Here is a 24,992-nt window from a genome sequence, read left to right as displayed (position 1 = left end):
TCACCCGGGGGTGAGACCCTCCCCGGGTGAGCGATCAGGCAAGCGATCAGGTGGCCGAACACGACGAGGCGCACGGCGGCGCGCTCGCCTCCCGTCTCAACTGGCTGCGGGCGGCCGTGCTGGGGGCCAACGACGGCATCGTCTCCACGGCGGGTCTCGTGGTCGGCGTGGCGGGCGCCACGGGCGACCGCAGCACGCTGCTCACGGCCGGTTTTGCTGGACTGCTCGCCGGGTCGATGTCGATGGCGGCGGGCGAGTACGTCTCCGTGTCCACCCAGCGCGACTCCGAGAAGGCGGCACTCGCCATGGAGAAGCGCGAGCTGCGGGAGCAGCCCGAGGCCGAGCTGGCCGAGCTGACGGACCTCCTCCAGGACCGCGGGCTGAGCCGCGAAGTGGCCCGGGAGGCGGCCGAGCAGCTCACCGAGCGGGACGCGCTGCGGGCGCACGCCCGCGTGGAGCTCGGTATCGACCCCGACGAGCTCACCAACCCGTGGCACGCCGCCTGGGCCAGCTTCGTGGCCTTCACGGTGGGCGCGCTGCTTCCGCTCCTCGCGATCGTCCTGCCGCCCTCTGACTGGCGCCTGGCGGTCACGGTCGTCTCGGTCCTGGGCGCGCTCGCCCTCACGGGCTGGAGCAGCGCGCGGCTGGGCTCCGCGGCCGTGCGGCCCGCCGTGCTGCGCAACATGGCGGGAGGGGCGCTCGCGATGGCGGTGACGTACGGGGCGGGGGTGCTGCTCGGGGCGGTGGGGGTCTGAGGGGCTGCGGTTGGCCGAACGGCCTCAGCTGTCCGCGGGTCGGCAGCTGTCCGGGCGCCGGTGGTTGTCCGAGCGCCGGCAGTTGTCCGAGCGCCGCTAGTTGTTTGAGCGTCCGCTTTTGGCGGAGATCACCAACATCTGCCTTCTTACCGCTGGTAATACTTGTCGGTAACTACGTCTAGCGGGGGCCGACCAGGGGCCTTTACGGTGCACGCATGCCGCCGAACCTGCCCGATGTCGTGCTGTGGTCCATCCCCGCCTTCGTGCTGCTCACCGTCGTGGAGATCGTGAGCCACCGGATCCATCCCGACGAGGACGAAGCCGGGTACGAGACGAAGGACGCCGCCACCTCCATCAGCATGGGGCTCGGCAGTCTCGTCTTCGACCTCCTGTGGAAGATCCCGATCGTCGCGATCTACACGGCGATCTACGCGCTGACGCCGCTGCACATCCCGGTCCTGTGGTGGACGATCCCCCTGATGCTGCTCGCGCAGGACTTCTTCTACTACTGGTCGCACCGCGGGCACCACGTCATCCGCATCCTGTGGGCCTGCCACGTGGTGCACCACTCCAGCCGCAAGTTCAACCTCACGACGGCGCTGCGCCAGCCCTGGACGAGCCTGACGGTCTGGCCGTTCTACGTCCCGCTGATCGCCCTCGGCGTGCATCCGGCGGCCCTCGCGTTCTGCTCGTCGGCGAACCTCGTCTACCAGTTCTGGATCCACACCGAACGCATCGGGAAGCTCCCGCGCCCCTTCGAGTTCGTGTTCAACACGCCCTCCCACCACCGCGTCCACCACGCGTCGCAGGGCGGCTACCTGGACCGCAACTTCGGCGGCATCCTGATCATCTGGGACCGCCTGTTCGGTTCCTGGGTCGCGGAGACGGACCGCCCGGTCTACGGCCTCACGAAGAACATCACCACGTACAACCCGCTGCGGGTGGCCACGCACGAGTACGCGGCGATAGCCAAGGACCTCAGGAAGGCGACCAGCTGGCGCGAGCGGGGCGGACGGCTGTTCCGGGGCCCGGGCTGGCAGCCACAGCCACCGGCGGCACCACAGAAGGCGCCAGAGCCGGTGACGGAGAGCGCGGCGTGAGTCCTCCAGCTCCTGTCGCGGGCGGGCGGCTTCCGCTGCCGCGCACCGAAGAAGCGGCGTCCCTCAGGGCGAAGGCGCTCCTGGCCGCGTTCGCCCTGGCGGCAGCAGGCGACCTCGTGGCCCTGCTGGCGGGATCGGACGCGGCCCACACCGTCTTCAAGCCCCTCCTCATGCCGCTCCTGGCGGCGTACGTGCTCACGGTCAGAGGCCCGCGCCTCCTGACCGTCGCGCTCCTCTTCGGCTGGGGAGGCGACACCCTGCTCCTCTTCGACGCCGACCCCGCGTTCCTCGCGGGCATGGGCTCCTTCGCCGCGGGGCACGTCTGCTACCTCGCCCTCTTCAGGCGCTACGGCAGGGCACGCGCGCGTGGCGCCTGGCTGGTGGCCGCGTACGCCGTCGCCCTCGTCGCCACGGTCGCCCTCCTCTGGCCGGACCTCCCCGCGGACATGCGCGGCCCGGTGGCGGGCTACAGCCTCCTGCTCACCGCGATGGCGTTCGCCGCCACGAGGCTGGGCCTCACCGCGGCGGTCGGCGGCGCGCTCTTCCTCCTGTCGGACACCCTCATCGCGACCGGCGTCGCCGAGTGGCCGCAGGCCCCGCGCCCCGACTTCTGGATCATGCTGACCTACATCGCCGCGCAGTTCCTGCTGGTCAGCGGCGTACTGGCGACGCAGCCCCCGAGGCGGCACCAGCCCGCGCCGCTCACCAACGAATAGGCAGCGGCAACGCGGTCAGCAGCGCCGACACCGCCACGACGACCCCGAGCACGACGACCTCCGCCCGCGCGGGGGAGTACGCGGAGACCCGGTCCGCGGCCCTGCGCAGCCGGCGCCGTGCCAGCAGCGCGAGGACGGCCACGGCCACCACCAGGAGCACCTTGGCCAGCAGTGTGCGCCCGTACGCCGTCTCCGTCAGCTGCTCGGCGACCGTGCTCGCCGGCATCCGGCGCAGCGTGCTGCACACGCCCGTCACCGTGATCGCGGCGAACAGGACGGCAGCCACGCGCGCGTAGAGCCCCAGTACCGCCGCGCCCGCCTCCGGAGCCGACGTCCGCCACAGCCGCAGCATGCGCAGGACCTGGAGCAGGCCGCCCGCCCACAGCACCCCGCAGGTCAGATGCACCAGTGTCAGACCGGTGCCGATGAGCGGGGTGTCCTCCACCGGAGGGTGCGCGCGCAGCGCCTCGGCCACGATCACCGCGGCCAGCGGCAGCGCGGCACCGGACGGGCGGCGCGAGCGCGCGCACAGCAGCGCCACGATGAAGGCGTTGACCTCCAGGAGGGCGAGCCTGCCGTCCCGCGACTGGTAGAGGCCGCCGATGTCCATGTCGGAGAGCTGCCGGGGCACGAGGTTGCCGGTGGCTACCACCGAAGCCAGGCCGAGCGCGGCGACGATGCCCGCGCCCGCCGCGTACGCCGCCCAGCTGCGCGGCGCACGGTCGAGGGGCGCGCCCGGCACCCGGCGGGCCAGACGCGTCGCGTACACCTCGCCCAACTGCACGCAGAGCGCGGCGAACATGACCGTCCGCAGGAACGTGATCCCGGCCGTGCCCGGCGCCTCGGCCTCCCCGGTGCCGCTCAGCGCCGCCGACGGGCCGAGCAGCGGGACGAGCGCGGCGACGGCCACCAGCACGAGCACGGCGACGGCATGACCCGTCGAGGGGCGGCGGCGCGGTGCGCGATGCGCGGCGAGGGGCGCGGCGTGGGGCGTGGCGGCGCCCGCGTCCGCCGTGGCCTCGCCGCCGGGGTCGGCGGACGGTTGTATGGAACTCACCACAAGATCTTCACCAGGTGCCCCCTTGACGGGCAAGTCCTGGCGAACAACTGGCGGAATCCCCTTCCGCCCGGCGGGTCCCTCTCAGCGCCATTCGGGCGTATCGGCGCCCCAACGGCCGGGCGGACGCGCCCAGTTCACCGGCCCGTCCGCGAAGCTCACCGCCGGCAGCGCGTACCGCAGCGGCCCCTGCGGGCTGTCCATCCCGGTCAGCCAGGCGGCGGGACCGTCGTACGAGGCGTCGACGGCGACCGCGCTGACCGGCCCTTCCCCACAGTCCCCTTCCGCACCATCCACCTCCGCACCATCCACCTCCGCACCGCCCATCTCCGCACCGTCCATCTCCGCACAGTCCCCTTTCGGCAGCCGCCCCTCCAGCAGCCACCCCGCCGTCCGCGCCAGAGCGAGCCGCACGCACCGGGCCCCGCCGTCGCCCGCCGCCTGCTCGGCGAGCGAGCGCAGGACGGCCGCCGCCAGCAGGTAGCCCGTGCCGTGGTCCAGGGCCTGGGCGGGCAGCGCGCCGGGCCGCTCCCGTGACCCCTCGACGGCCGCGATCCCGGTGGCGACCTGCACCAGGCTGTCGAACCCGCGCCGCCCCGCCCACGGCCCGTACCCGCCCCACGCCGACAGCTGCGCCACCACGACCCCGGGCCTGCGCTCGGCCAGTGACTCCGGTGCGAGCCCGAAGCGGTCGAGGGCGCCGGGCCGGTAGCCGGTGACGACCACGTCGGCCCGTGCGAGCAGCTCGTCGAACGTACGCCGGTCGGCGCGTGCCGCCAGGTCGAGCGTCGCGGACCGCTTCCCGAAGCCCGTGTCGGTGTGCTGGTCGGGGAGTTCGGGCGGCCGGGGCGGGTCGACGCGCAGCACGTCCGCGCCGAGCAGCGCGAGCGTGCGGGTCGCGACGGGGCCCGCGATGACCCGGGTGAGGTCCAGGACACGGAGTCCCGCGGCGGGCAGTGCGGGGGAGCCCGTGAGCCCGGGGAGGGCCCGTGCGGGCGCGTCACCGATCCGCTCGCGGCTCAGCAGCGGCCGCCGCGCCACCGCGGCGCCCTGCGGGTGCGCGGCCCACTCCTGGGGCGTACGCAGCGCCACGGCGAGGCCCCCGACGGCGTACACGGCGTCTTCGACGTCCAGGGCGGAGCGCTCCGCGAGCCGTGCGGCCACCGTCTCCACGGAGGGCGCCGCGAGGCCAAGGGCGGCCAGCAGCGCTTCTTGGTGGTGGGGGTAATTGGCGTGGGTCCGCACCCAGCCGTCCGCGGTGCGCCAGAAGCGGGACAGCGGCGCGAAGGTGACGGGCGCACGCCCGGCCACGAGGAGGTGGCGCTCACTGGTGAACGCCGTGGCCACCGCCCCGTCGTCGACCCGCACCCCCGGCACCGCCTGCCCGGTACGGGCCGCGGTCAGCTCGGCGGCGGCCAGCGCGCAGGCCCCGACGCAGCCGCGGGCCAGTTCGCGCACGGGGAGCTTCGCGGGGAGCGCGCCGTCCCGGACGACGGGCGTGACGCGGGGGAGGAGAGCGGGGTCGCCGCCGAGCGCGGCCCACGCCGTCCGCGTACCGGCCATGGGTGTGTCCGTCATGTATGTACTGTGCAGCCTCCGCTACTGCGGCGTGCCCCTGCCCGCCTCGGTACCCGACGCCGCCGACCACCACAGCCTGACCGACTTCTCCGGCTCCGAAGGCCGCGGCTCCCACCCCTGGGCGGTCGCGGTCCTGACGACGTAACCGCCGCCCACACCGCGGTAGTTGCGCCACGGGATCTCGCACTCGACGGGCGGGTTCGGCTTCTTGGGCTCCCGGGGCGCGGACGCCTGGGCCGTCCAGCGGCCGACGATCTTGTCCACCCGGGCGCGGTAGTAGTCCGCGTCTCCTTCATGGCGCAGCTCCGGCCAGGTCACGCACCAGTCGGGCAGCCGCAGGCGCTCCAGCATGCGGTCCGACAGACCGTCCAGCTTCTTCTCGGTCGAGGAACTGATCACCTCGACGATCTCCGCCACGAACAGGACGACCAGGACCCCGGCCACGACCACCACGGCGAACACGCACCACAGCGGCAGGTAGGCGAGCAGGGCGAGGAAACCGAGCACCACCTGCCACCGGGGACGGACGGGCCAGGCCACCCAGTCGTCCGTGCCGGCGGGGACGAACGCGGCGTCGCGATACTCATACATGGAACGAGATCCTCTCGCGAAGGGCCGGGCGGCACGCGGCCGCCCGGCCCCACTCGCTTCACGAACCTGCCGGCTCGCCCTGTGACCTGCTACTTCCGCACGGCGTCGAGCGCGTCGATCATGCCCACGCCGTAGAAGCCGTTCTTGTTCTTGCCGCCCGCGCAGACCGCGTCGACCTTGCCGTCACCGTCGATGTCGTACGGATCGGTGCACTTCATGGCGTCGGCCTCGCCGTAGAGCAGCGCCTTCACCTTCGCCGACGACGCGTGCGGGTGGGCCGACTTGATGAGCGCGGCCACGCCCGCGGCGTGCGGTGACGCCATCGACGTACCCGCCTTGTAGCCGAACTTGCCGCCCGGCAGGGTCGACAGGATGCGGCCGTCCGTGGCCGGTGCGTCCGGCTTCTGGAACCGGGTGGAGTCGCCGCCCGGCGCCGCGATGTCGATGACGCCCTTGCCGTAGTTCGAGTACGAGGACTTGATGCCCTTCGCGCCCGTGGCGGAGACGGTCACGACACCCGGAAGCTGCGACGGAAGGTCGAGGCAGTCCGCGGTCTTGATGACCCGCTCCGTGGGCGTCGTGTCGTCCGGGCTCGAGTCGTCGACGATCTCGTCCTGCGCGAGGTCCGTCTCGGCGTTGCCGGCCGCCGCGACGTTCACCGCGCCCTTGCGCTCCGCGTACCGGGTGGCCCGCCCGACGGCGTCGACCAAGGCCTTCTGGTCGGCGTCCGTCTTGCAGTTGAACAGCCACGGGTCGGTGTAGTAGCTGGAGTTGGTGACGTCGACGCCGTGATCGGCCGCCCACATGAAGCCGCAGACCACGGCCTCCGTGTAGTACATGCCGGTCGCCGGCTCGGCCACCTTCAGGCTCGCCACCTTCACGCCCGGAGCGACACCGGTGACGCCGGTGCCGTTCTTCGCGGCGGCGATCGTGCCCGCCACGTGCATCCCGTGGTCGCTCTCCCCGGACACCGGACGCCACGCGCCGTCCTTCTGCACGGGCACGCCGCCCAGACAGCTCGCGGACGCCTTCGCGTCGAAGTTCGGCGCGATGTCCGGGTGCGTGTCGTCCACGCCGGAGTCCAGGACGCCGACGGTGACCCTGGAGCTGCCGAGCGACTCCTTGTGGGCCCTGTCCGCCTTGATGGCGGGCAGGTCCCACTGGAGCGGCTCGAGCTCGTCCTGGCCCGCGCCCGCCTGCCCGGCCGCCTGCTGCGCCTCTGCGGCGGTCAGCGGCCGGTCGGCCTCAAGGGCGTCGTCGGACTGCGCGGACAGCGGCGCCGTGCGGGTCGCCCCCGCGGAAGCCACTCCGCGCGCCTTGCGGATCTCCTTGGCGAAGTCCGCGTTCGACGAGTGGACGACGATCACGCCGATCCTGTCGTACGCGATGACGACCTTGCCGCCCGCCCTGGCGATGGCCTTCTTCACGTACGCCGACGTCTTGGCGGACGGTGAACCGGCGTGCCCGGAGCGGACGTTGACGACGTAGCTCATCGACGTGCCGTCCGAGAGCGACGCGCCGAGAGCCGACACGGCCGACGACACCGGGGTGCCGGGACGTGCCGCGGCGTCGGGCTGGGCCGACGCCGTGCCCGGCAGGAAGGCGACGGCCGAGGCCACCGCCATGCCGAGCGGGAGTGCGAGCACGCGGCGGGAGCGCGTGAAGGGTGCGGTCATGGTGTGCGAGCCCCTCACTTCTTCACGGCGTCGAGCGCGTCGACGATCCCGCTGCCGTAGAAGCCGTTCTTGTTCTTGCCGCCCTCGCAGACGGCGTCGACCTTGCCGTCACCGTCCGGGTCGTAGGGAGTCGTCGGGCAGCCCGGGTTGTCGGCCTGCTTCTTGAGCAGCCGCTGGAGCTCGGCGGGGCTCGCCTTGGGGTGCGTCGACTTCAGGAGCGCGGCCACGCCCGAGGCGTGCGGCGACGCCATCGAGGTGCCCTGGAGCCAGCCGTACTCGTTGCCCGGCATCGTGGAGAGGATGCGGCCGTTCTTCGACGGGGTGTCGGCCGGGATCTGGTACTTGTCGCCGCCGGGGGCCGCGATGTCGATCACGCCGTTGCCGTACGTGGAGTAGTACGACTTGAGGTTCTGCACGCCCGTCGCGCTGACCGTGACCACGCCCGGCAGCTGCGTCGGCAGGTCGAAGCACTCGGACGGGTCGATGGTGCGCGGCACCGGCGTCGAGTCGTCCGGGCTGGAGTCGTCCAGGATCTCGTCGGCGGCGAGGTCGTGGTTGGAGTTGCCCGCGGACGCCAGGTTCAGGGTGCCCTTCTTCTGGGCGTACAGCTGGGCGCGGTTGACCGCGTCGACGATGGCCCGCTGGTCCGGGTCGTCCATGCAGTTGTAGAGCCACGGGTCCACGTAGTAGCTGTTGTTCGTGATCTCGATGCCCTTGTCGGCGGCGAACACGAACGCACAGACGACGCTCTCCGGGTAGAACAGCTCGCTGACCGGGTCGGCGACCTTGATGCCCGCGACCTTCACGCCGGGTGCGACGCCCGCGACGCCCACGCCGTTGCGGGCGGCGGCTATCTCGCCGGCCACGTGCGTGCCGTGGTAGTGGTCGGGCTTCTCCGGGCGCCAGGCGCCGGCGGAGGTGTCCGCCTTGCCGCCGACACAGCTCGCCGACTGCGAGGCCGAGAAGTTGGGCGCGAGGTCCGGGTGCGTGTCGTCGACTCCGGTGTCGATGACGCCGACGGTGACCTTCTTGCTGCCCGGATTGATCTTGGCCGCCTTGTCGGCGCCTATCGCGCGCAGATCCCACTGGTCGGCCTCGAGCGGCTCGGCGGCCGAACCCGCCTGCGCCTTGGCCGCCTTGGCGTCGGCCTTCGACAGGAGGGTCGGTGCGCCCTCCTCCGTGGTGCCCGCCGCCGTCAGGGGCGAGGTGCGGGTCGCGCCCGCGGAGTGGACCCCCTTGACCTTGCGCAGCTGCTTGCCGAAGTCGGGGTTGGCCGAGTGCGCGACGATCACGCCGATCTTCGGGTAGGCGACGACGACGGTGCCGTCAGCCTTGGCGATCGCCCTCTTGACGTACGCGATCGTCTTGGAGTCCGTGCGGGTGTTGACGACGTACGCGAGCTTCGGTGACTCGGCCTTCGCCGACGCGGTGGCGGGGGCGTCGGGGGCCGCTGTCGCGACGCCCGGTGCGAAGCCGACCGACGCCGCGAGCGCGATGCCGAGCGGCACGGTGAGCGCGATGCGACGTCTGGAACGCAGATGAGCCATGGGATCTCCACATCATCCGGATACGTGAACTGCCCGAACACAACTTGTGATCGGGCAGGTACATGACGGGTCGTTCAGGGTGAAGCTATCCCCCGAACTCCCAGGCCAGCAATGGATTCCGGAAGAAAGCACCGCGTCGCACCGCGCCGGACGTGCCGCCATGACGTTGAACAGGTAACGGAACCAACATCGACCCCTGTCGGATCACGTCCCGTGGCCTTAGCATCGCCATCCGTGGCTCACGTGATCCGCATCACTGCCGGACCAGAGAGAGCCAATGGATCAGCTGTCCGTCCCCACCGCACCCGCACCACGAGGAGAAGACTCCGTGGCCCCCGATGCCTCCCCACCGTCCAAGGACGGAGTAGCCCCCGCTCCCCATGCGCCGACCACGGAAGAATTCCTCCAGGAGCAAGCGAGCCCGGAGTTCGGTGAACTCCGCAAGGCGCACCGCTCGTTCGCCTTCCCGCTGACCGTCGCCTTCATCGTCTGGTACCTCGCGTACGTCCTGCTCTCGAACTACGCGGGCGACTTCATGGGCACCAAGTTGTTCGGCAACATCAATGTCGCCCTGATCCTCGGCCTCGCCCAGTTCCTGACCACGTTCCTCATCGCCTGGTTCTACTCGCGCCACGCCAACACGAAGCTCGACCCCAAGGCCGAGGCGATCAAGTCCCGTATGGAGGGCGGCGCATGAGCCCCGCGCTGAGCACCACAGTCCTGGCAGCGACATCCGACGCCTCCGAGCACCGGGCGCTGATCATCAGCCTCTTCGCGGCCTTCGTCGTCGCGACCCTCTTCATCACCGTCTGGGCGGGGCGCCAGACCAAGAGCGCCGCCGACTTCTACGCGGGCGGCCGCCAGTTCACCGGCTTCCAGAACGGTCTGGCGATCTCCGGCGACTACATGTCCGCCGCGTCCTTCCTCGGCATCGCGGGCGCCATCGCGCTCTTCGGGTACGACGGCTTCCTCTACTCCATCGGCTTCCTGGTCGCCTGGCTGGTGGCGCTCCTCCTGGTCGCCGAACCGCTGCGCAACTCCGGCCGCTACACGATGGGCGACGTGCTGGCCTATCGCATGCGCCAGCGTCCGGTGCGCACCGCCGCGGGCACCTCCACGATCGTCGTCTCGATCTTCTACCTGCTCGCGCAGATGGCGGGCGCGGGCGTCCTGGTCTCGCTGCTGCTCGGCATCACCAGCGACGCGGGCAAGATCCTGATCGTCGCCCTCGTCGGCGTCCTGATGATCGTCTACGTCACCATCGGCGGCATGAAGGGCACCACCTGGGTGCAGATGGTCAAGGCGGTGCTGCTCATCGCGGGCACCGTGCTGATCACCTTCCTGATCCTGCTGAAGTTCAACTTCAACGTCTCCGATCTGCTCGGCACCGCCGCCTCCAACAGCGGCAAGGGCTCGGCCTTCCTGGAGCCCGGTCTCAAGTACGGCGCGAGCGGCACCTCGAAGCTGGACTTCCTCTCGCTCGGCATCGCCCTGGTGCTCGGCACCGCGGGACTGCCGCACATCCTGATCCGCTTCTACACGGTGCCGACCTCCAAGGCCGCGCGTAAGTCCGTGAACTGGGCCATCGGCATCATCGGCGCCTTCTACCTGATGACGATCGTCCTCGGCTTCGGCGCCGCCGCCCTGCTCAAGCCGGGCGACATCATCGCCTCGAACAAGGCGGGCAACACCGCGGCGCCGCTCGCCGCCCTGGAGATCGGCGGCGGTGGCGACTCCACCGGCGGCGCGCTCCTGCTCGCCGTGATCTCTGCGGTCGCCTTCGCCACGATCCTCGCGGTCGTCGCCGGTCTGACCCTCGCCTCGTCCTCGTCGTTCGCGCACGACATCTACGCCAACGTCATCAAGAAGGGCAAGGCAACCGAGAAGGAGGAGATGAAGGCCGCTCGCTGGTCGACCGTCTTCATCGGCCTCGTCTCCATCGCCCTGGGCGCCCTGGCCCGCGATCTCAACGTGGCGGGCCTGGTCGCCCTGGCCTTCGCCGTCGCGGCCTCCGCGAACCTGCCGACGATCCTCTACAGCCTCTTCTGGAAGCGGTTCACCACGCAGGGCGCGCTCTGGTCCATCTACGGCGGACTGGTGGCCGCGGTCGGCCTGGTGCTGTTCTCGCCGGTCGTCTCCGGCAAGCCCACCTCGATGTTCCCCAGCGCGAACTTCGACTTCTTCCCGCTGGAGAACCCGGGTCTGATCTCCATCCCGCTGGGCTTCCTGCTCGGCTGGCTCGGCACGATGCTCTCGAAGGAGGAGCCGGACAAGGGCAAGTACGCGGAGCTGGAGGTACGGTCCCTCACGGGCACCGGCGCTCACTGAGCGGCTGAAAGCGCACGTCAGCGGCCGCGTCGTAGATCATTGGTAGATCTCTACGACGCGGCCGCACCGCTCCTCGTGGGATCGGGCCCCGCTCGATGTCACTCCCGTCACGTAGGCTCGTGGTATCTGAACCGGACCGGCTGAATCAGGATCAGGGAGGGGGCCCACGTGCTCATCGACACTTACGGCCGAGTGGCCACCGATCTGCGGGTTTCGCTGACGGACAAGTGCAATCTGCGGTGCACGTACTGCATGCCCGAAGAAGGCCTTCAGTGGCTGTCCAAGTCGGAGCTGCTCAGCGACGACGAGATCGTCCGCCTCATCCGGATCGCCGTGACCCGGCTGGGCATCACCGAGGTCCGCTTCACCGGCGGCGAGCCGCTGCTGCGCCCCGGCCTCGTCGGCATCGTCGAGCGCTGCGCCCAGCTGGAGCCGCGCCCCAGGATGTCCCTGACGACGAACGGCATCGGCCTCAAGCGCACCGCCGCCGCCCTCAAGGCCGCGGGCCTCGACCGGGTCAACGTCTCCCTGGACACGCTGCGCCCCGACGTCTTCAAGACCCTCACCCGCCGCGACCGCCACAAGGACGTCCTGGAGGGCCTTGAAGCGGCCCGTGAGGCGGGCCTGACCCCGGTCAAGGTGAACACGGTCCTGATGCCGGGCCTGAACGACGACGAGGCCCCCGACCTGCTCGCCTGGGCCGTCGAGAACGACTACGAACTGCGGTTCATCGAGCAGATGCCGCTGGACGCCCAGCACGGCTGGAAGCGCGACGGCATGATCACCGCCGGTGACATCCTGCAGTCGCTGCGTACGCGCTTCGAGCTCACCGAAGAGGGCTCCGGCGAGCGCGGCTCCGCGCCGGCCGAGCGCTGGGTCGTGGACGGCGGACCGCATCGTGTCGGCGTCATCGCCTCCGTCACCCGCCCGTTCTGCTCGGCCTGCGACCGCACCCGCCTGACGGCCGACGGCCAGGTCCGCACCTGCCTGTTCGCCACCGAGGAGACCGACCTCAGGGCGGCCCTGCGGGCGAACGGCGAAGACAGCGAGGGCGGCTCGGACGAGGCCATCGCGCGCATCTGGAAGCTCGCGATGTGGGGCAAGAAGGCGGGCTCGGGCCTCGACGACCCGGCGTTCCTCCAGCCCGACCGCCCGATGTCGGCGATCGGCGGCTAGTCGCCGCGCGCCTCCCAGTCGGCCAGCGGCACGACGTCCTTCAACATGGCGCGCACGCCCAGGAATTGAGAGAGGTGCTCGCGGTGTTCATCACAGGCGAGCCACGTCTTGCGGCGCTCCGGAGTGTGGATCTTCGGGTTGTTCCACGCGAGCACCCACACGGCGGCGGCGCGGCAGCCCTTGGCGGAACAGATCGGTGTCTCGTCGCTCACAGGTAACGTCCAAGTGCGTTCAAAACAAGGCGACGCCGAGCAGCCACGGGGGGAGCTGCCCGGCGTCGGTCTGTCGCTCCGACGGGGGATGCGGAGCGCGTACGAAGTATGTCATGGGGGACCCGCTGCCTGGCACCGGAACTACATGATTGATCTGAGCTTTTCTTGAGCTTGGCGCAACGTCGACGGTCAGTTCTGGCGGCCGGAGGGGGCGCTGGGCTCGTCCGGCGCGGGCCCCGTACCGGCTTCCGGGAAGGGTTCCGCGGACTCGCCGTGCGCCGTCGGTGGCGCGATCATTGGCCGGGATGGTGCGGGTACGAAGGTCGACGGCAGCGAAGGGACGCTCTCCCGGCCCGCGTTGGCGATCACCACGGAGATGTACGGCAGGAGGATGCCGAGCACCAGAGCGACGAGGGCGACATGCCGCTCGACGTTCCACAGCACCGCCGCGGCAATGACCGAAAGAGTACGGATCGACATCGAGATCACGTACCGGCGCTGCCTGCCGCGCACGTCGTCCGCGAGGCCCTGCCGGGCCCCTGTGATCCGGAAGACCTGGGCGCCGCTCTGCTTCCGCATCACATTCCACCGCCTGCTCACAAGAAGCCGGGCACTCCCCGGCCCGGACCCGCTCCACGTTACGCCGCGGCTGCGCAGCCTTCGAGACCGGGGCCGCCCCCTTCCCGGTGTCCTGACTGCGTCATGCCACGTATGGGGGCGCCCGACATGCGCCGTATGGAGGATCGGTCGAGACTGACCGTAATGCTCATGTTGAGCCGGATGAGGAGGCAGCTATGAGCTGGTTGTGGGCCATCGTCGTGGGATTCGTGCTGGGGCTGATCGCCAAGGCGATCCTGCCCGGAAAGCAGCACAGTCCGCTCTGGCTGACCACGATCTTCGGCATCATCGGCGCGATCATCGGCAACTCGCTTGCCTCTGGGTTCGGCATCGATGACACCAAGGGCATCGACTGGGGTCGACACGCGCTTCAGCTGGTGGCGGCCCTCGTCGTCGTGGGCGTCGGAGACATGGCGTACAAGATGATCAGGGGCAACAAACAGCGGGCCTGACCTGCGCGTAAGCGGCATGCGAGAGGGGCCGGTCCTGGTGGGCCGGCCCCTCTCGCGCGCGTACGGGAAGCGGGTCAGCCCGCGGTGACCTCGACCGCCGCCAGGTTCTTCTTGCCCCGGCGCAGCACGAGCCAGCGCCCGTGCAGCAGCTCGTCGCGGGACGGTACGGCGTCCTCGGACGCGACCTTCGCGTTGTTCACGTAGGCCCCGCCCTCCTTGACCGTGCGCCGGGCCGCGGACTTGCTCGCCACCAGGCCGACCTCCGCGAGGAGGTCCACCACCGGGCCGAGCTCGGTGACCTGGACGCGCGGCAGCTCGGAGAGGGCCGCGCTCAGCGTCGCCTCGTCGAGGTCGCCGAGCTCGCCCTGGCCGAACAGCGCCTTGGACGCGGCGATGACCGCGGCGCACTGGTCGGCGCCGTGCACCAGCGTCGTCAGCTCCTCGGCGAGCGCGCGCTGGGCCGCACGGGCCTGCGGGCGCTCCTCGGTGAGCTTCTCGATCTCCTCGAGCTCCTCGCGGGACTTGAAGCTGAGGATGCGCATGTACGTCGAGACGTCCCGGTCGTCCACGTTCAGCCAGAACTGGTAGAACGCGTACGGCGTGGTCATCTCCGGGTCGAGCCAGACGGCGCCGCTCTCGGACTTGCCGAACTTGGTGCCGTCCGCCTTGACCATCAGCGGCGTGCCGACGGCGTGCACCGCGGCGTCCGGCTCCAGGCGGTGGATCAGGTCGATGCCCGCCGTGAGGTTGCCCCACTGGTCGGATCCGCCGGACTGCAGCGTGCAGCCGTAGCGCCGGTAGAGCTCCAGGAAGTCCATGCCCTGCAGCAGCTGGTAGCTGAACTCCGTGTAGGAGATGCCCTCCTGCGACTCCAGGCGCCGGGCCACGGAGTCCTTGGTCAGCATCTTGTTCACGCGGAAGTGCTTGCCGATGTCCCGCAGGAACTCGATCGCGGACATTCCCGCGGTCCAGTCCAGGTTGTTGACCATCACCGCGGCGTTCTCGCCCTCGAAGGACAGGAACGGCTCGATCTGCGAGCGCAGCCGGGCCACCCAGTTCGCGACCGTCTCGGGGTCGTTCAGGGTGCGCTCGGCGGTCGGCCGCGGGTCACCGATCTGGCCCGTGGCGCCGCCCACCAGGGCGAGCGGCCGGTGCCCGGCCTGCTGGAGCCGGCGCACCGTGAGGACCTGCACCAGGTGGCCGACGTGCAGGCTGGCCGCGGTGGGGTCGAAGCCGCAATAGAACGTGACGGGGCCGTCCGCGAGCGCCTTGCGCAGTGCATCTTCGTCCGTGGACAGGGCGAAAAGCCCGCGCCACTTCAGCTCGTCGACGATGTCCGTCACGGTCTTGTGTCTCCTTGAAAGGCTGCTGGGAAAAGCTCTGGCCGGTACCAACCGGTACCGGCCAGTCTATGGGCGTCACACGCCTTGGCTGACCGAGCTCATGTTGAAGTCGGGGATGCGCAGGGCGGGCATCGCGGCCCTGGTGAACCAGTCGCCCCACTCCCGGGGCAGCGTCTTCTCCGTGCGCCCGGCCTCGGCGGCCCGCGAGAGCACGTCGACCGGCGACTCGTTGAAACGGAAGTTGTTCACCTCGCCCACCACCTCGCCGTTCTCCACGAGGTAGACGCCGTCCCGGGTGAGCCCGGTGAGCAGCAGCGTGGCCGGGTCCACCTCGCGGATGTACCAGAGGCAGGTCAACAGCAGCCCGCGCTCCGTGCTCGCGACCATCTCCTCCAGGGAGCGGTCGGTGCCGCCGTCCAGGATGAGGTTGTCGATGGCCGGGGCCACCGGCAGGCCGGTCAGGGCCGCGCTGTGCCGGGTGCTGGTCAGATGCGCGAGCTCGCCGGCCCGCACCCAGTCGGTGGGGGCGAGCGGAAGTCCGTTGTCGAAGACGGACGAGTCACCGCCCGAGGCGTGCGCGAGCACGAACGGCGCGGACTCCAGGCCCGGCTCGTTCGGGTCGCTGCGTAGCGTCAGGGGCAGCTCGGCGAGCCGGTCGCCGACGCGGGTGCCGCCGCCCGGCTTGGAGAACACCGTCCGGCCCTCGGCCGCGTCCCGGGCCGACGCCGACCACAGCTGGTAGATCAGCAGGTCCGCGACGGCGGTCGGCGGCAGGATCGTCTCGTACCGCCCGGCCGGCAGGTCGACGCGCCGCCGCGCCCAGCCCAGACGCTTGGCCAGCTCAGCGTCGAGCGCCGCCGGGTCGACGTCCCCGAAGTCCCGGGTCGCGCGCCCCGCCCACGCCGACTTCGTACGGTCCGGGGACTTGGCATTCAGCTCCAGGGTGCCGTTGGGCTGGTCGTGCCGCAGGCGCAGCCCCGTCGACGTACCGAGATAGCTCGACACCAGCTCGTGGTTGGCGAAGCCGTACAGCTCACGCCCGCCCGCGCGGGCCGTGGCGAACGCCTCGCCGAGCGCGGGGGCGAAGTCCGCGAAGACGGCGGAGGACGTCTCGGCGGGCGCCTCCCTGAAGTCCGCGGACTCCTTGCCCCCGGCGACCAGCGGCTGCGCGTCCTCGGCGGGTCCCGCCCCGCGCGCGGCGTGCTCGGCGGCGCGGACCAGGGGCTCCAGCTCGTCCTTGGTGACGGCCGAGCGCGAGACGACGCCGGAAGCGGTGCCCTCCTTGCCGTCGACGGTCGCGACGACGGTGAGGGTGCGGCCGCGGGTGACGCCGTTCGTGGTCAGGGCGTTGCCCGCCCAGCGCAGGTTCGCGGTCGAGTGCTCGTCGGCGATGACGACGCAGCCGTCGGCGGTGGACAGCTCCAGGGCGCGCTCGACGATCTCGTGCGGCTTGTTGGTGCGGTTCGAACCGTTCGTACGAGAGCTCATCGACCCGCCTCCTGCGTCGTGTTGAGGATGTTGACGCCTCGGAACAGGGCCGAGGGGCAGCCGTGCGAGACCGCCGCGACCTGGCCCGGCTGGGCCTTGCCGCAGTTGAAGGCGCCGCCGAGCACGTACGTCTGCGGGCCGCCGACCGCGGCCATCGACCCCCAGAAGTCGGTGGTCGTCGCCTGGTAGGCGACATCGCGCAGCTGGCCGGTGATGCGGCCGTTCTCGATGCGGTAGAAGCGCTGTCCGGTGAACTGGAAATTGTACCGCTGCATGTCGATCGACCAGGACCGGTCGCCCACCACGTAGATGCCGCGGTCGACGCCCCCGATCAGATCCTCCGTGGCGAGCCCGCCGGGGTCCGGCGCGAGCGACACGTTCGCCATGCGCTGCACCGGCACATGGCCGGGGGAGTCCGCGTACGCGCAGCCGTTGGAGCGCTCGAAACCGGTGAGCCTCGCGATGCGCCGGTCCAGCTGATAGCCGACCAGGGTGCCGTCCTTCACCAGGTCCCAGGACTGCGCGGCCACGCCCTCGTCGTCGTACCCGATGGTGGAGAGCCCGTGCTCGGCGGTCCTGTCGCCCGTCACATTCATGATCGACGAGCCGTACGCGAGCTTGCCGAGCTGGTCGAAGGTGGCGAACGACGTCCCCGCGTACGCCGCCTCGTAGCCGAGCGCGCGGTCGAGCTCGGTGGCGTGGCCGATGGACTCGTGGATGGTCAGCCAGAGGTTCGAGGGGTCCACGACCAGGTCGTACGTGCCTGCCTCCACGCTCGGCGCCCGCATCTTCTCGGCGAGGTGCTCGGGGATGCGGTCCAGCTCGGCGTCCCAGTCCCAGCCGGTCCCGGTGAGGTACTCCCAGCCGCGCCCGACCGGCGGCGCGATGGTCCGCATCGAGTCGAACTCGCCGCTCGTCTCGTCCACCGCGACCGCGGTGAGCTGCGGGTGCAGGCGGACCCGCTGCTGCGTGGTCACCGTCCCCGCCGTGTCCGCGTAGAACTTGTTCTCGTGCACGGTGAGCAGCGAGGCGTCGACGTGCGAGACGCCGTCGGCGGCGAGGAGCCGGGAGCTCCACTCGGCGAGCAGCCCGCTCTTGTCCTCGTCCGGCACGGAGAACGGGTCGATCTCGTACGAGGAGATCCAGGTCTTCTCCGCGTGCACCGGCTCGGCGGCCAGCTCCACGCGCTCGTCCGAACCCGCAGCCTTGATGACCTTCGCCGAGAGCTTGGCCATCGCCACGGCCTGGGACGCGACCTTCGCCGCCGCTCCCATCGTCAGATCCACGCCCGAGGCGAACCCCCAGGTCCCGCCGTGCACGACACGGACCGCGTAGCCGAGGTCCGTGGTGTCCGACGTGCCGGACGGCTTGGCGTCCCGCAGCCGCCAGGAGGCGCTGCGCACCCGCTCGAGGCGGAAGTCCGCGTGGTCCGCGCCCAGCGCACGCGCGCGGGCGAGCGCGGCGTCGGCGAGAGCCCTGAGCGGCAGTGCCGTGAAGGCTTCATCGATGGAATGAGGCACGGATGTCTCCCTGCTGTCGGCACGGGTCGGTATCAGATCATGTCGCGCGTGGAGGCCCGGCGGCCAGAGTTTTCTGTAGGGACCCGACAGTGAGTCCGGTACGCCACTGTCGGTCGTCGATTCTCCGTATGGAGCACCGTACCGATAGGTTTTCGAGGTACCAGACCGCTATCGAAAGGGTGATCCGTTGAGCCGCTCGGTTCTCGTCACCGGAGGAAACCGGGGCATCGGCCTCGCCATCGCCCGCGTCTTCGCCGACGCCGGCGACAAGGTCGCGATCACCTACCGCTCGGGTGAACCGCCCCAGGCCCTCACCGAGCTCGGAGTCCTCGCCGTCAAGTGCGACATCACGGACACCGAGCAGGTGGAGCAGGCCTACAAGGAGATCGAGGAGAAGCACGGTCCGGTGGAAGTCCTGGTGGCCAACGCCGGGATCACCAAGGACCAGCTCCTCATGCGGATGTCCGAGGAGGACTTCACGTCCGTCCTCGACACCAACCTCACCGGCACCTTCCGTGTCGTGAAGCGCGCCAACCGCGGCATGCTGCGTGCCAAGAAGGGCCGCGTCGTGCTGATCTCCTCCGTCGTCGGCCTGATGGGCGGCCCGGGGCAGGCGAACTACGCCGCGTCCAAGGCGGGCCTGGTCGGCTTCGCGCGCTCGCTCGCCCGTGAGCTCGGGTCGCGCAACCTCACCTTCAACGTCGTGGCGCCCGGTTTCGTCGACACCGACATGACCAAGGCGCTCACCGACGACCAGCGGTCGAACATCATGGCGCAGGTGCCGCTCGGCCGTTACGCGCAGCCCGAGGAGATCGCCGCGGCGGTGAAGTTCCTCGCCTCGGACGACGCTTCGTACATCACTGGAGCCGTCATCCCGGTTGACGGCGGATTGGGCATGGGTCACTGATCACCATGAGCGGAATTCTCGACGGCAAGAAGATCTTGATCACGGGCGTGCTGATGGAGTCCTCCATCGCGTTCCACGCGGCCAAGGTCGCGCAGGAGCAGGGCGCCGAGGTCATCCTCACCGCCTTCCCGCGCCCCACGCTCACCGAGCGCATCGCCAAGAAGCTGCCCAAGCCCGCCAAGGTCATCGAGCTCGACGTGACCAACCAGGAGCACCTGGACCGCCTCGAGGGCCTCGTCCGCGAGGAGCTCGGCGGTCTGGACGGCGTCGTCCACTCCATCGGCTTCGCCCCGCAGGACGCGCTCGGCGGCAACTTCCTCAACACGCCCTTCGAGTCGGTCGCCACGGCCATGCACGTCTCGGCGTTCTCCCTGAAGTCGCTCGCCATGGCCTGCCGGCCGCTGATGAGCGACGGCGCCGCGATCGTCGGCCTCACCTTCGACGCGCAGTTCGCCTGGCCGCAGTACGACTGGATGGGTCCGGCCAAGGCCGCCCTGGAGGCCACCTCGCGCTACCTCGGGCGTGACCTGGGCAAGGACAACATCCGCTGCAACCTCATCTCGGCGGGCCCGATCGGCTCGATGGCCGCGAAGTCCATCCCGGGCTTCACGGAGCTGGCCGACGTGTGGAACACCCGTTCCCCGCTGGCGTGGAACATGGCCGACCCGGAGCCCGCGGGCCGCGGCGTCGTCGCGCTGCTCTCGGACTTCTTCCCCAAGACGACGGGCGAGATCGTCCACGTCGACGGCGGCGTGCACATGATGGGTGCCTGACCAGGTATTTCGTACGTTCCCGACGCCCCGTCCCCGCCCTGCGCGGGAGGCGGGGCGTCGCCCGTTCGGCCCACTGGCCGGGCGCGGTCGGGGCACGAGCGCGCACCCTGAGGTGTGCGCCCGTCACCTCCTGCGGTGCTCGCCGCTCTCACCCTGCTGATCGCCCTGCCCGGCGCCGCGTCGCACGCCGTCGGAGAGGCGAGGCCGCCACGCGCACGCGTGGAGGCGGTCGAACCGCGGCCGTTCGGCGCGGAGTGCCGCGTCAGCGTCGAGGGTTCGGACGCGGTCGCGCACTGCCACAACCCGTACCCCGAGACCGACCGGGTCCGGCTGCACGTGGAGTGCGAGCAGTGGTGGGACATCGACAGCGACGGAGTCTCCGTGGAGGCCGGGCCCGCCCAGACGGTGCGGCTCACCGGGCGGTGCTGGAAAGAGATCCGGTCCGTCTGGGTCAGCCACCAGAAGTGAGTGAGCCGAAGGCAGCGAGTCACCCGTCAGACGTGAACCGCTCGGGGCGGCACATGAACGGGTAGGCGGCGGCCTCCTTGGCGGCCGCCTCCGCGTCCTTCTCCCGGATCGCGTCGACGAGCCGGGCGTGGTCCATGTGGCTCTCGGGGGTCAGCTTCTCGCCGACGTCCTCGCGCAGCCAGTCCCGCAGGACCTCGCCGAGGTCCGCGTACATCGCCGTCATCACGTCGTTGTGGGACGCGGCCACGACCGCCAGGTGGAAGGTCGCGTCGGCCGCCACGAAGGCCTCCGCGTCGCCGGACTCCCATGCCTCCTCACGGCGCTCCAGAAGGGCGTCGAGCTGCTTGAGGTCGCGCTCCGTGCGCCGCTGCGCGGCCAGCGTCGCCGCGCTCGACTCCAGGGTGCTGCGCAGCTCCGCGATGTGCCGGGGCTCCGCGTCGGCGAACCTGCGCTGCATCACGCCGGCCAGCTCGCTCGTCGCGACCACGTAGGTGCCCGAGCCCTGGCGGATGTCGAGGAGGCCGTTGTGCGCGAGGGCGCGCACCGCCTCCCGGACGGTGTTGCGCGCCACGCCCAGCTGCTCGACCAGCTCGGGCTCGGTGGGGATGCGGGAGCCGACCGGCCACTCGCCCGACGAGATCTGGTTACGCAGCTCGGCGATGACCTGCTCGGAGAGCGCTGAGCGGTGAGGGGTGGTCAGCGGCATGACGTTCCTTCGTGCGCGATGTGACGGAGACAGGGACAACAGGATGTGACGGGGACGGAGGCAACAGAGTGACGGAAACAGCGACAACGGATTGGACAGCCAATCATCCCATGATTCTATGATGGCCCCATGGCTAGTGAGGAAACCGGGACGATGACACCGACACAGACGACGACACCGATACGTACCGACGCGGCGAGCGGGGCAGCGGAGAAACAGCCCCCCACGCGCGCGTGGGCGACGCGTCTGGTCATCGTCGGCATCGTCCTGGCCGCCCTCAACCTCCGCCCGGCCATCACCAGCCTCGGCTCCCTCCTCGAAGAGGTGCGTGTCGGGCTCGGCATGAGCGGCACGCTCGCCGGACTGCTCACCTCCGTCCCGCCGCTCTGTTTCGCGGTCTTCGGAGTGATGGCGCCGCGGCTCGCCCGCCGGTTCGGCCCCAGCGCGGTCGTCTGCGCGGGCATGGCCGCGATCGCCACGGGCCTGGCCATCCGCCCCTTCCTGGGCGGCACCGTCGGCTTCCTCGCCGCCAGCGCGCTCGCCCTCATGGGCATCGCGGTCAGCAACGTCCTGATGCCGGTGATCGTCAAGCGCTGGTTCCCGGACCGGGTCGGCTCGATGACCGGGCTCTACTCGATGGCGCTCGCGCTCGGCACGTCGATGGCGGCCGCCGTCACGGTGCCCATGACCGATGCGCTGGGCGGCAGTTGGCAGTCCGGGCTCGCGGTGTGGGCGGTGCTCGCCGTAGTCGCCGTCGTGCCGTGGGTGCCGCTCGTGCGCGACCGCACCGCCGCGTCCGCCGCCCCGGAGCACGTCAGCCCCACGGTGCGCCAGGAGGACGCGGGCCTGCGCATCACCCGCAGCCGTACGGCGTGGGCGCTGGCCTGCTTCTTCGGGCTGCAGGCCACCGCCGCGTACATCACGATGGGCTGGATGCCGCAGATCTTCCGTGACGCCGGGGTCCCCGCGGGGGAGGCCGGTGTGCTGCTCGCCGTCACCATGGCGATGGGCGTGCCGCTGGCCTTCGTCATCCCGCGCGTCGCCACGCGGCTGCCGAACCAGGGCCCCGTGGTGGTCGTCCTCGGCGCCTGCGGCCTGGCCGGGTACGCGGGTCTCTACCTCGCCCCCGAGAGCGGCGCCTGGGCGTGGGCCCTGCTGCTCGGCGTCTCCAACTGCGCCTTCCCGCTGGCCCTCACCATGGTCGGCATGCGGGCCAAGAGCAGCGTGGGCGTCGCCAAGCTCTCGGCCTTCGCGCAGAGCACGGGCTACCTGATCTCGATCCCGGGGCCGCTCCTGGTGGGCGTGCTCTACCAGCACAGCGGCGGCTGGGGGCTGCCGATCGCGCTCATGGCGGGCCTGATGGTGCCGCAGATCGTGGTGGGCATCCTCGCGGGCCGCAACCGCACGGTCGAGGACGAGGTCGCGGCGGCTGCCTGACCCCTGGGCCTCCGTCGGTCGGCGGAGGCCTCCGTCGGCCGCCCCGGTGCCTCCGTCGGCCGACCCCGGCGGAGGCCCCTCGGACAAAGGGTGCGAGACTCTCCCCATGCCAGTGCTCGATCCGAACCCCCAGAACGGCCAGAAGAAGCTGCTCATCGTGCTCGGCGCGATGCTGGCCATCACCGTGGTCATCGGCATCATCGCCTCCATCGCGTCGCCGTGAACTGACCCCGGCAGGGCGGATGGTGGGGTTAGCACCACCATCCCCTAGGGGGCCAGTGTCAGGGTCAAGTGGGTGGATCACCGGATGTGCTGAGGGTCGCCTGATCCGTACCTTCGAGATGTGGCCGCGAAGACGCGGCACGGAGGACTCGAAGACCACGGAGGCGGCATGTCGGCCCGTTCGCACATTCGGCGCGACCCGGGAGCCCGCCAGGACTCTGCGAGCGTCGAGATCCAGCTTCCGTGGTGGGCGATCGCCCTTCCCGCCATCGCCTTCGCGGCCCTGCTCCTGCTGATCCTGAACCCGGCCGACGCACACGCGGCGAGCGGCGAGCCGGTGGTGACAAACGTGCTCGAGCGCATCCAGGAGACGGTCTTCCGTACGACCCCGTGACCTGCCCCGGGTGGACGCCGTCACCCGTGCCGGGGGAGCACGCCAACTCCTTGCGCCCGCTGGCGCCTTTCATGCGAAGCTGGGACGCATGAGCGTCGCAGAACCCCGCAGGATTGTCCTTTTCCGGCATGCGAAGGCCGACTGGCCGCAGGTGTCCGACCACGAGCGCCCGCTCGCGGAGCGCGGCCGCAAGGATGCCCCCGTCGCCGGGCGCAAGCTGGCCGACAGCGGCATCCCCTTCGACCTGGCCCTCTGCTCGACCGCCGCCAGGACCCGCGAGACATGGAAGCTCGCCGTCCATGAGCTGCCGCACAGGCCCAAGACCGTCTACGAGGACCGGCTGTACGAGGCCTCTCCGGGCGAGCTGATCGCCGTGCTCAACGAAACCCCGGACGACGTGCAGAACGTCGTACTGATCGGCCACAACCCCGGGGTGCAGGGGCTCGCCGACATCCTCGCGGGTGACGCCGAGGGCGACGCCCGTACTCGGATGGACCGCCGCGGCTTCCCGACTTCCGCCTTCGCCGTCCTGACGTACTCCGGCTCGTGGAAGGCCCTGGAGCCCGGGGTCGGCACGCTGGCCGACTACTGGGCGCCGTCCGAGTAGGTCCCCGACAACAGGTCCTGACGCACGTACGCCGATGGGCCCCGATACCGCGGCGGTATCGGGGCCCATCGGCGTACGTGCGTGACGACGAAGGAGTCGGCCCGGCTCAGTCGGTGTGCGTGTCCGCCGCTTCGACCTCTTCGCGGGTGACGCCGAGGAGGTAGAGGACGGTGTCGAGGAAGGGGACGTTCACCGCCGTGTGCGCGGCCTCGCGGACGACGGGCTTGGCGTTGAAGGCGACACCGAGACCGGCCGCGTTCAGCATGTCGAGGTCGTTGGCGCCGTCGCCGATCGCGACGGTCTGCTCCAGCGGGACCCCGGCCTCGTCGGCGAAGCGGCGCAGCAGCCGGGCCTTGCCCGCGCGGTCCACGATCTCGCCGGTCACCTTGCCGGTGAGCTTGCCGTCGACGATCTCCAGGGTGTTGGCCTGGGCGAAGTCGAGGCCGAGACGTTCCTTCAGATCATCGGTGACCTGGGTGAACCCGCCTGATACGACGCCCACTTGGTAGCCGAGGCGCTTGAGCGTGCGGATGAGGGTGCGGGCACCCGGGGTGAGGCGGACCTCGGAGCGGACCTTGTCGACGACCGAGGCGTCGAGCCCGGCGAGCAGCTCCACGCGGGCGTGCAGCGACTGCTCGAAGTCCAGCTCTCCGGCCATCGCGGCGGCGGTCACCTCGGCGACCTTGTCCTCGCAGCCGGCGTGCGCCGCGAAGAGCTCGATCACCTCGTCCTGGATGAGGGTCGAGTCGACGTCCATCACGATGAGCCGCTGGGCGCGGCGGTGCAGACCCGCCGCGACGACGGCGACGTCCACGCCGAGCTTCGCCGCCTCCAGGGCGAGGGCGGTGCGCAGCGGCTCGGTCTCCGTGCCGGAGACGGCGAACTCCACCGCGGTGACCGGGTACTTGGCGAGCCGGAAGATGCGGTCGATGTTGCCGCCGGTCCCGGTGATGCGTGCTGCGATGGCGGCGGTCGACTCGGCGGTGAGGGGGTGACCGAGCACCGTGACGTGGGAACGGCCGAGGCCACGGGGACGGTTGTCACCGATGCCCGAGATGATCTCGGCCTGCATCCGCAGGGAATCGGCCCAGCTGTGCACGGTGGAGCGCAGGTCGCCCTCCAGGCCGGCCGGCGGCGCGGTGACGAGCGCGCACAGCACTATGCGGCCACGCGTGACGACCTGCTCGATGTCGACGACGTCGACGGAGTAGGCGGCGAGGGTGTCGAAGAGGCCTGCGGTGATTCCGGGACGGTCCTTGCCGAAGATCTTGACGAGGAGCGTGGGGACATCGGCGGGGTGCGGGTGATGAGGAGCGCTCAT

At 70.8% G+C, this 24,992-nt stretch carries 26 protein-coding genes; 14 read left to right on the top strand and 12 right to left on the bottom strand.

Features of this window, described 5'->3' with window-relative positions; translation table 11 throughout:
• The first annotated feature begins 26 nt into the window (after nucleotides 1–26).
• The 3 genes from ACZ6ZP_RS00210 (at nucleotide 27) to ACZ6ZP_RS00200 (ending at nucleotide 2,571) form a co-directional block, all read left to right on the top strand.
• Complete coding sequence (locus ACZ6ZP_RS00210; RefSeq protein ID WP_351161818.1) at nucleotides 27–755, top strand: VIT1/CCC1 transporter family protein; 729 nt, start codon at nucleotides 27–29, stop codon at nucleotides 753–755.
• A 215-nt stretch (nucleotides 756–970) separates the two neighbouring features.
• Nucleotides 971–1,855 (top strand): sterol desaturase family protein, encoded by an 885-nt coding sequence (locus ACZ6ZP_RS00205; protein ID WP_351161816.1) that lies wholly within the window; start codon nucleotides 971–973, stop codon nucleotides 1,853–1,855.
• 35 nt (nucleotides 1,856–1,890) lie between these two features.
• Complete coding sequence (locus tag ACZ6ZP_RS00200; protein ID WP_383819961.1) at nucleotides 1,891–2,571, top strand: lysoplasmalogenase; 681 nt, start codon at nucleotides 1,891–1,893, stop codon at nucleotides 2,569–2,571.
• Here ACZ6ZP_RS00200 and ACZ6ZP_RS00195 read toward each other — a convergent pair.
• The 5 genes from ACZ6ZP_RS00195 to ACZ6ZP_RS00175 form a co-directional block, all read right to left on the bottom strand.
• On the bottom strand, nucleotides 2,558–3,628 hold the full coding sequence (locus ACZ6ZP_RS00195; RefSeq protein ID WP_351161814.1) for a CopD family protein: 1,071 nt from the start codon (nucleotides 3,626–3,628) through the stop codon (nucleotides 2,558–2,560). The genes ACZ6ZP_RS00200 and ACZ6ZP_RS00195 overlap by 14 nt on opposite strands.
• A gap of 84 nt (nucleotides 3,629–3,712) precedes the next feature.
• The gene (locus ACZ6ZP_RS00190; RefSeq protein WP_383819892.1) at nucleotides 3,713–5,206 is read right to left on the bottom strand and encodes a CoA transferase; all 1,494 of its coding nucleotides are present in this window, start codon (nucleotides 5,204–5,206) and stop codon (nucleotides 3,713–3,715) included.
• 21 nt (nucleotides 5,207–5,227) lie between these two features.
• Nucleotides 5,228–5,797 (bottom strand): hypothetical protein, encoded by a 570-nt coding sequence (locus ACZ6ZP_RS00185; protein WP_351161810.1) that lies wholly within the window; start codon nucleotides 5,795–5,797, stop codon nucleotides 5,228–5,230.
• 89 nt (nucleotides 5,798–5,886) lie between these two features.
• Nucleotides 5,887–7,473 (bottom strand): S8 family peptidase, encoded by a 1,587-nt coding sequence (locus ACZ6ZP_RS00180; RefSeq protein ID WP_383819895.1) that lies wholly within the window; start codon nucleotides 7,471–7,473, stop codon nucleotides 5,887–5,889.
• A gap of 14 nt (nucleotides 7,474–7,487) precedes the next feature.
• Nucleotides 7,488–9,020, bottom strand: a complete 1,533-nt coding sequence (locus tag ACZ6ZP_RS00175; protein WP_366463355.1) for a S8 family peptidase — start codon at nucleotides 9,018–9,020, stop codon at nucleotides 7,488–7,490.
• 328 nt (nucleotides 9,021–9,348) lie between these two features.
• Between ACZ6ZP_RS00175 and ACZ6ZP_RS00170 the strand changes: the two genes are divergently transcribed.
• From ACZ6ZP_RS00170 to moaA, 3 genes are all read left to right on the top strand, one after another.
• Nucleotides 9,349–9,717, top strand: coding sequence for a DUF485 domain-containing protein (locus ACZ6ZP_RS00170; protein WP_383819898.1), 369 nt, complete (start codon nucleotides 9,349–9,351; stop codon nucleotides 9,715–9,717).
• Nucleotides 9,714–11,348 carry a solute symporter family protein gene (locus tag ACZ6ZP_RS00165; protein ID WP_351161802.1) on the top strand — a complete coding sequence of 545 codons (1,635 nt, stop codon included), beginning with the start codon at nucleotides 9,714–9,716 and terminating at the stop codon, nucleotides 11,346–11,348. The genes ACZ6ZP_RS00170 and ACZ6ZP_RS00165 overlap by 4 nt, the downstream gene beginning before the upstream one ends.
• Nucleotides 11,349–11,516: 168 nt before the next feature.
• Nucleotides 11,517–12,524 carry a GTP 3',8-cyclase MoaA gene (moaA, locus tag ACZ6ZP_RS00160; protein ID WP_469405079.1) on the top strand — a complete coding sequence of 336 codons (1,008 nt, stop codon included), beginning with the start codon at nucleotides 11,517–11,519 and terminating at the stop codon, nucleotides 12,522–12,524.
• On the opposite strand, the gene ACZ6ZP_RS00155 is transcribed toward moaA, so the two are convergent.
• Together ACZ6ZP_RS00155 and ACZ6ZP_RS00150 are read right to left on the bottom strand one after the other, a co-directional pair.
• Nucleotides 12,521–12,736, bottom strand: a complete 216-nt coding sequence (locus ACZ6ZP_RS00155; protein WP_351161798.1) for a hypothetical protein — start codon at nucleotides 12,734–12,736, stop codon at nucleotides 12,521–12,523. The two genes, moaA and ACZ6ZP_RS00155, sit on opposite strands and share 4 nt — an antisense overlap.
• A 189-nt stretch (nucleotides 12,737–12,925) precedes the next feature.
• A complete protein-coding gene (locus ACZ6ZP_RS00150) occupies nucleotides 12,926–13,315 on the bottom strand; it encodes a DUF3099 domain-containing protein (RefSeq protein ID WP_351161796.1) in 390 nt (129 codons plus the stop codon).
• Nucleotides 13,316–13,530: 215 nt separating this feature from the next.
• Here ACZ6ZP_RS00150 and ACZ6ZP_RS00145 point away from each other — a divergent pair, with 215 nt between their 5' ends.
• Complete coding sequence (locus ACZ6ZP_RS00145) at nucleotides 13,531–13,806, top strand: GlsB/YeaQ/YmgE family stress response membrane protein (protein WP_351161794.1); 276 nt, start codon at nucleotides 13,531–13,533, stop codon at nucleotides 13,804–13,806.
• 74 nt (nucleotides 13,807–13,880) lie between these two features.
• On the opposite strand, the gene tyrS is transcribed toward ACZ6ZP_RS00145, so the two are convergent.
• From tyrS to ACZ6ZP_RS00130, 3 genes are all read right to left on the bottom strand, one after another.
• On the bottom strand, nucleotides 13,881–15,149 hold the full coding sequence (gene tyrS, locus ACZ6ZP_RS00140; RefSeq protein WP_361463442.1) for a tyrosine--tRNA ligase: 1,269 nt from the start codon (nucleotides 15,147–15,149) through the stop codon (nucleotides 13,881–13,883).
• Between the two features lie 75 nt (nucleotides 15,150–15,224).
• Nucleotides 15,225–16,637: a metallopeptidase TldD-related protein gene (locus ACZ6ZP_RS00135; protein ID WP_351161790.1), complete on the bottom strand. Its 1,413-nt coding sequence runs from the start codon at nucleotides 16,635–16,637 to the stop codon at nucleotides 15,225–15,227.
• Nucleotides 16,634–18,157, bottom strand: a complete 1,524-nt coding sequence (locus tag ACZ6ZP_RS00130) for a TldD/PmbA family protein (RefSeq protein ID WP_351161788.1) — start codon at nucleotides 18,155–18,157, stop codon at nucleotides 16,634–16,636. Before ACZ6ZP_RS00130 ends, ACZ6ZP_RS00135 begins: the two co-directional genes overlap by 4 nt.
• Before the next feature lie 187 nt (nucleotides 18,158–18,344).
• Between ACZ6ZP_RS00130 and fabG the strand changes: the two genes are divergently transcribed.
• The 3 genes from fabG to ACZ6ZP_RS00115 all read left to right on the top strand — a co-directional run bounded on the left by fabG (nucleotide 18,345) and on the right by ACZ6ZP_RS00115 (nucleotide 20,305).
• Nucleotides 18,345–19,064 carry a 3-oxoacyl-[acyl-carrier-protein] reductase gene (gene fabG / locus ACZ6ZP_RS00125; protein ID WP_351161786.1) on the top strand — a complete coding sequence of 240 codons (720 nt, stop codon included), beginning with the start codon at nucleotides 18,345–18,347 and terminating at the stop codon, nucleotides 19,062–19,064.
• 5 nt (nucleotides 19,065–19,069) lie between these two features.
• A complete protein-coding gene (fabI, locus tag ACZ6ZP_RS00120) occupies nucleotides 19,070–19,837 on the top strand; it encodes an enoyl-ACP reductase FabI (RefSeq protein ID WP_351161784.1) in 768 nt (255 codons plus the stop codon).
• Nucleotides 19,838–19,972: 135 nt separating this feature from the next.
• Nucleotides 19,973–20,305: a hypothetical protein gene (locus tag ACZ6ZP_RS00115; RefSeq protein WP_351161782.1), complete on the top strand. Its 333-nt coding sequence runs from the start codon at nucleotides 19,973–19,975 to the stop codon at nucleotides 20,303–20,305.
• Nucleotides 20,306–20,324: 19 nt separating this feature from the next.
• Here ACZ6ZP_RS00115 and ACZ6ZP_RS00110 read toward each other — a convergent pair whose 3' ends face one another.
• Nucleotides 20,325–21,011, bottom strand: a complete 687-nt coding sequence (locus ACZ6ZP_RS00110) for a FadR/GntR family transcriptional regulator (RefSeq protein ID WP_351161780.1) — start codon at nucleotides 21,009–21,011, stop codon at nucleotides 20,325–20,327.
• Between the two features lie 129 nt (nucleotides 21,012–21,140).
• Here ACZ6ZP_RS00110 and ACZ6ZP_RS00105 point away from each other — a divergent pair, with 129 nt between their 5' ends.
• The 4 genes from ACZ6ZP_RS00105 to ACZ6ZP_RS00090 all read left to right on the top strand — a co-directional run bounded on the left by ACZ6ZP_RS00105 (nucleotide 21,141) and on the right by ACZ6ZP_RS00090 (nucleotide 23,671).
• The gene (locus ACZ6ZP_RS00105) at nucleotides 21,141–22,448 is read left to right on the top strand and encodes a CynX/NimT family MFS transporter (RefSeq protein WP_351161779.1); all 1,308 of its coding nucleotides are present in this window, start codon (nucleotides 21,141–21,143) and stop codon (nucleotides 22,446–22,448) included.
• A 106-nt stretch (nucleotides 22,449–22,554) separates the two neighbouring features.
• Complete coding sequence (locus ACZ6ZP_RS00100) at nucleotides 22,555–22,671, top strand: SGM_5486 family transporter-associated protein (protein WP_351161777.1); 117 nt, start codon at nucleotides 22,555–22,557, stop codon at nucleotides 22,669–22,671.
• A gap of 120 nt (nucleotides 22,672–22,791) precedes the next feature.
• Nucleotides 22,792–23,064, top strand: coding sequence for a hypothetical protein (locus tag ACZ6ZP_RS00095; protein WP_383819908.1), 273 nt, complete (start codon nucleotides 22,792–22,794; stop codon nucleotides 23,062–23,064).
• Nucleotides 23,065–23,152: 88 nt separating this feature from the next.
• A complete protein-coding gene (locus tag ACZ6ZP_RS00090; RefSeq protein WP_351161775.1) occupies nucleotides 23,153–23,671 on the top strand; it encodes a SixA phosphatase family protein in 519 nt (172 codons plus the stop codon).
• 106 nt (nucleotides 23,672–23,777) lie between these two features.
• On the opposite strand, the gene serB is transcribed toward ACZ6ZP_RS00090, so the two are convergent.
• Entirely contained in the window at nucleotides 23,778–24,992 is a 1,215-nt protein-coding gene (gene serB / locus ACZ6ZP_RS00085) for a phosphoserine phosphatase SerB (RefSeq protein ID WP_351161773.1), read from the bottom strand.

Source organism: Streptomyces sp. NPDC054047, assembly GCF_055585065.1.
This window is presented reverse-complemented; position numbering and strand designations above follow the sequence as displayed.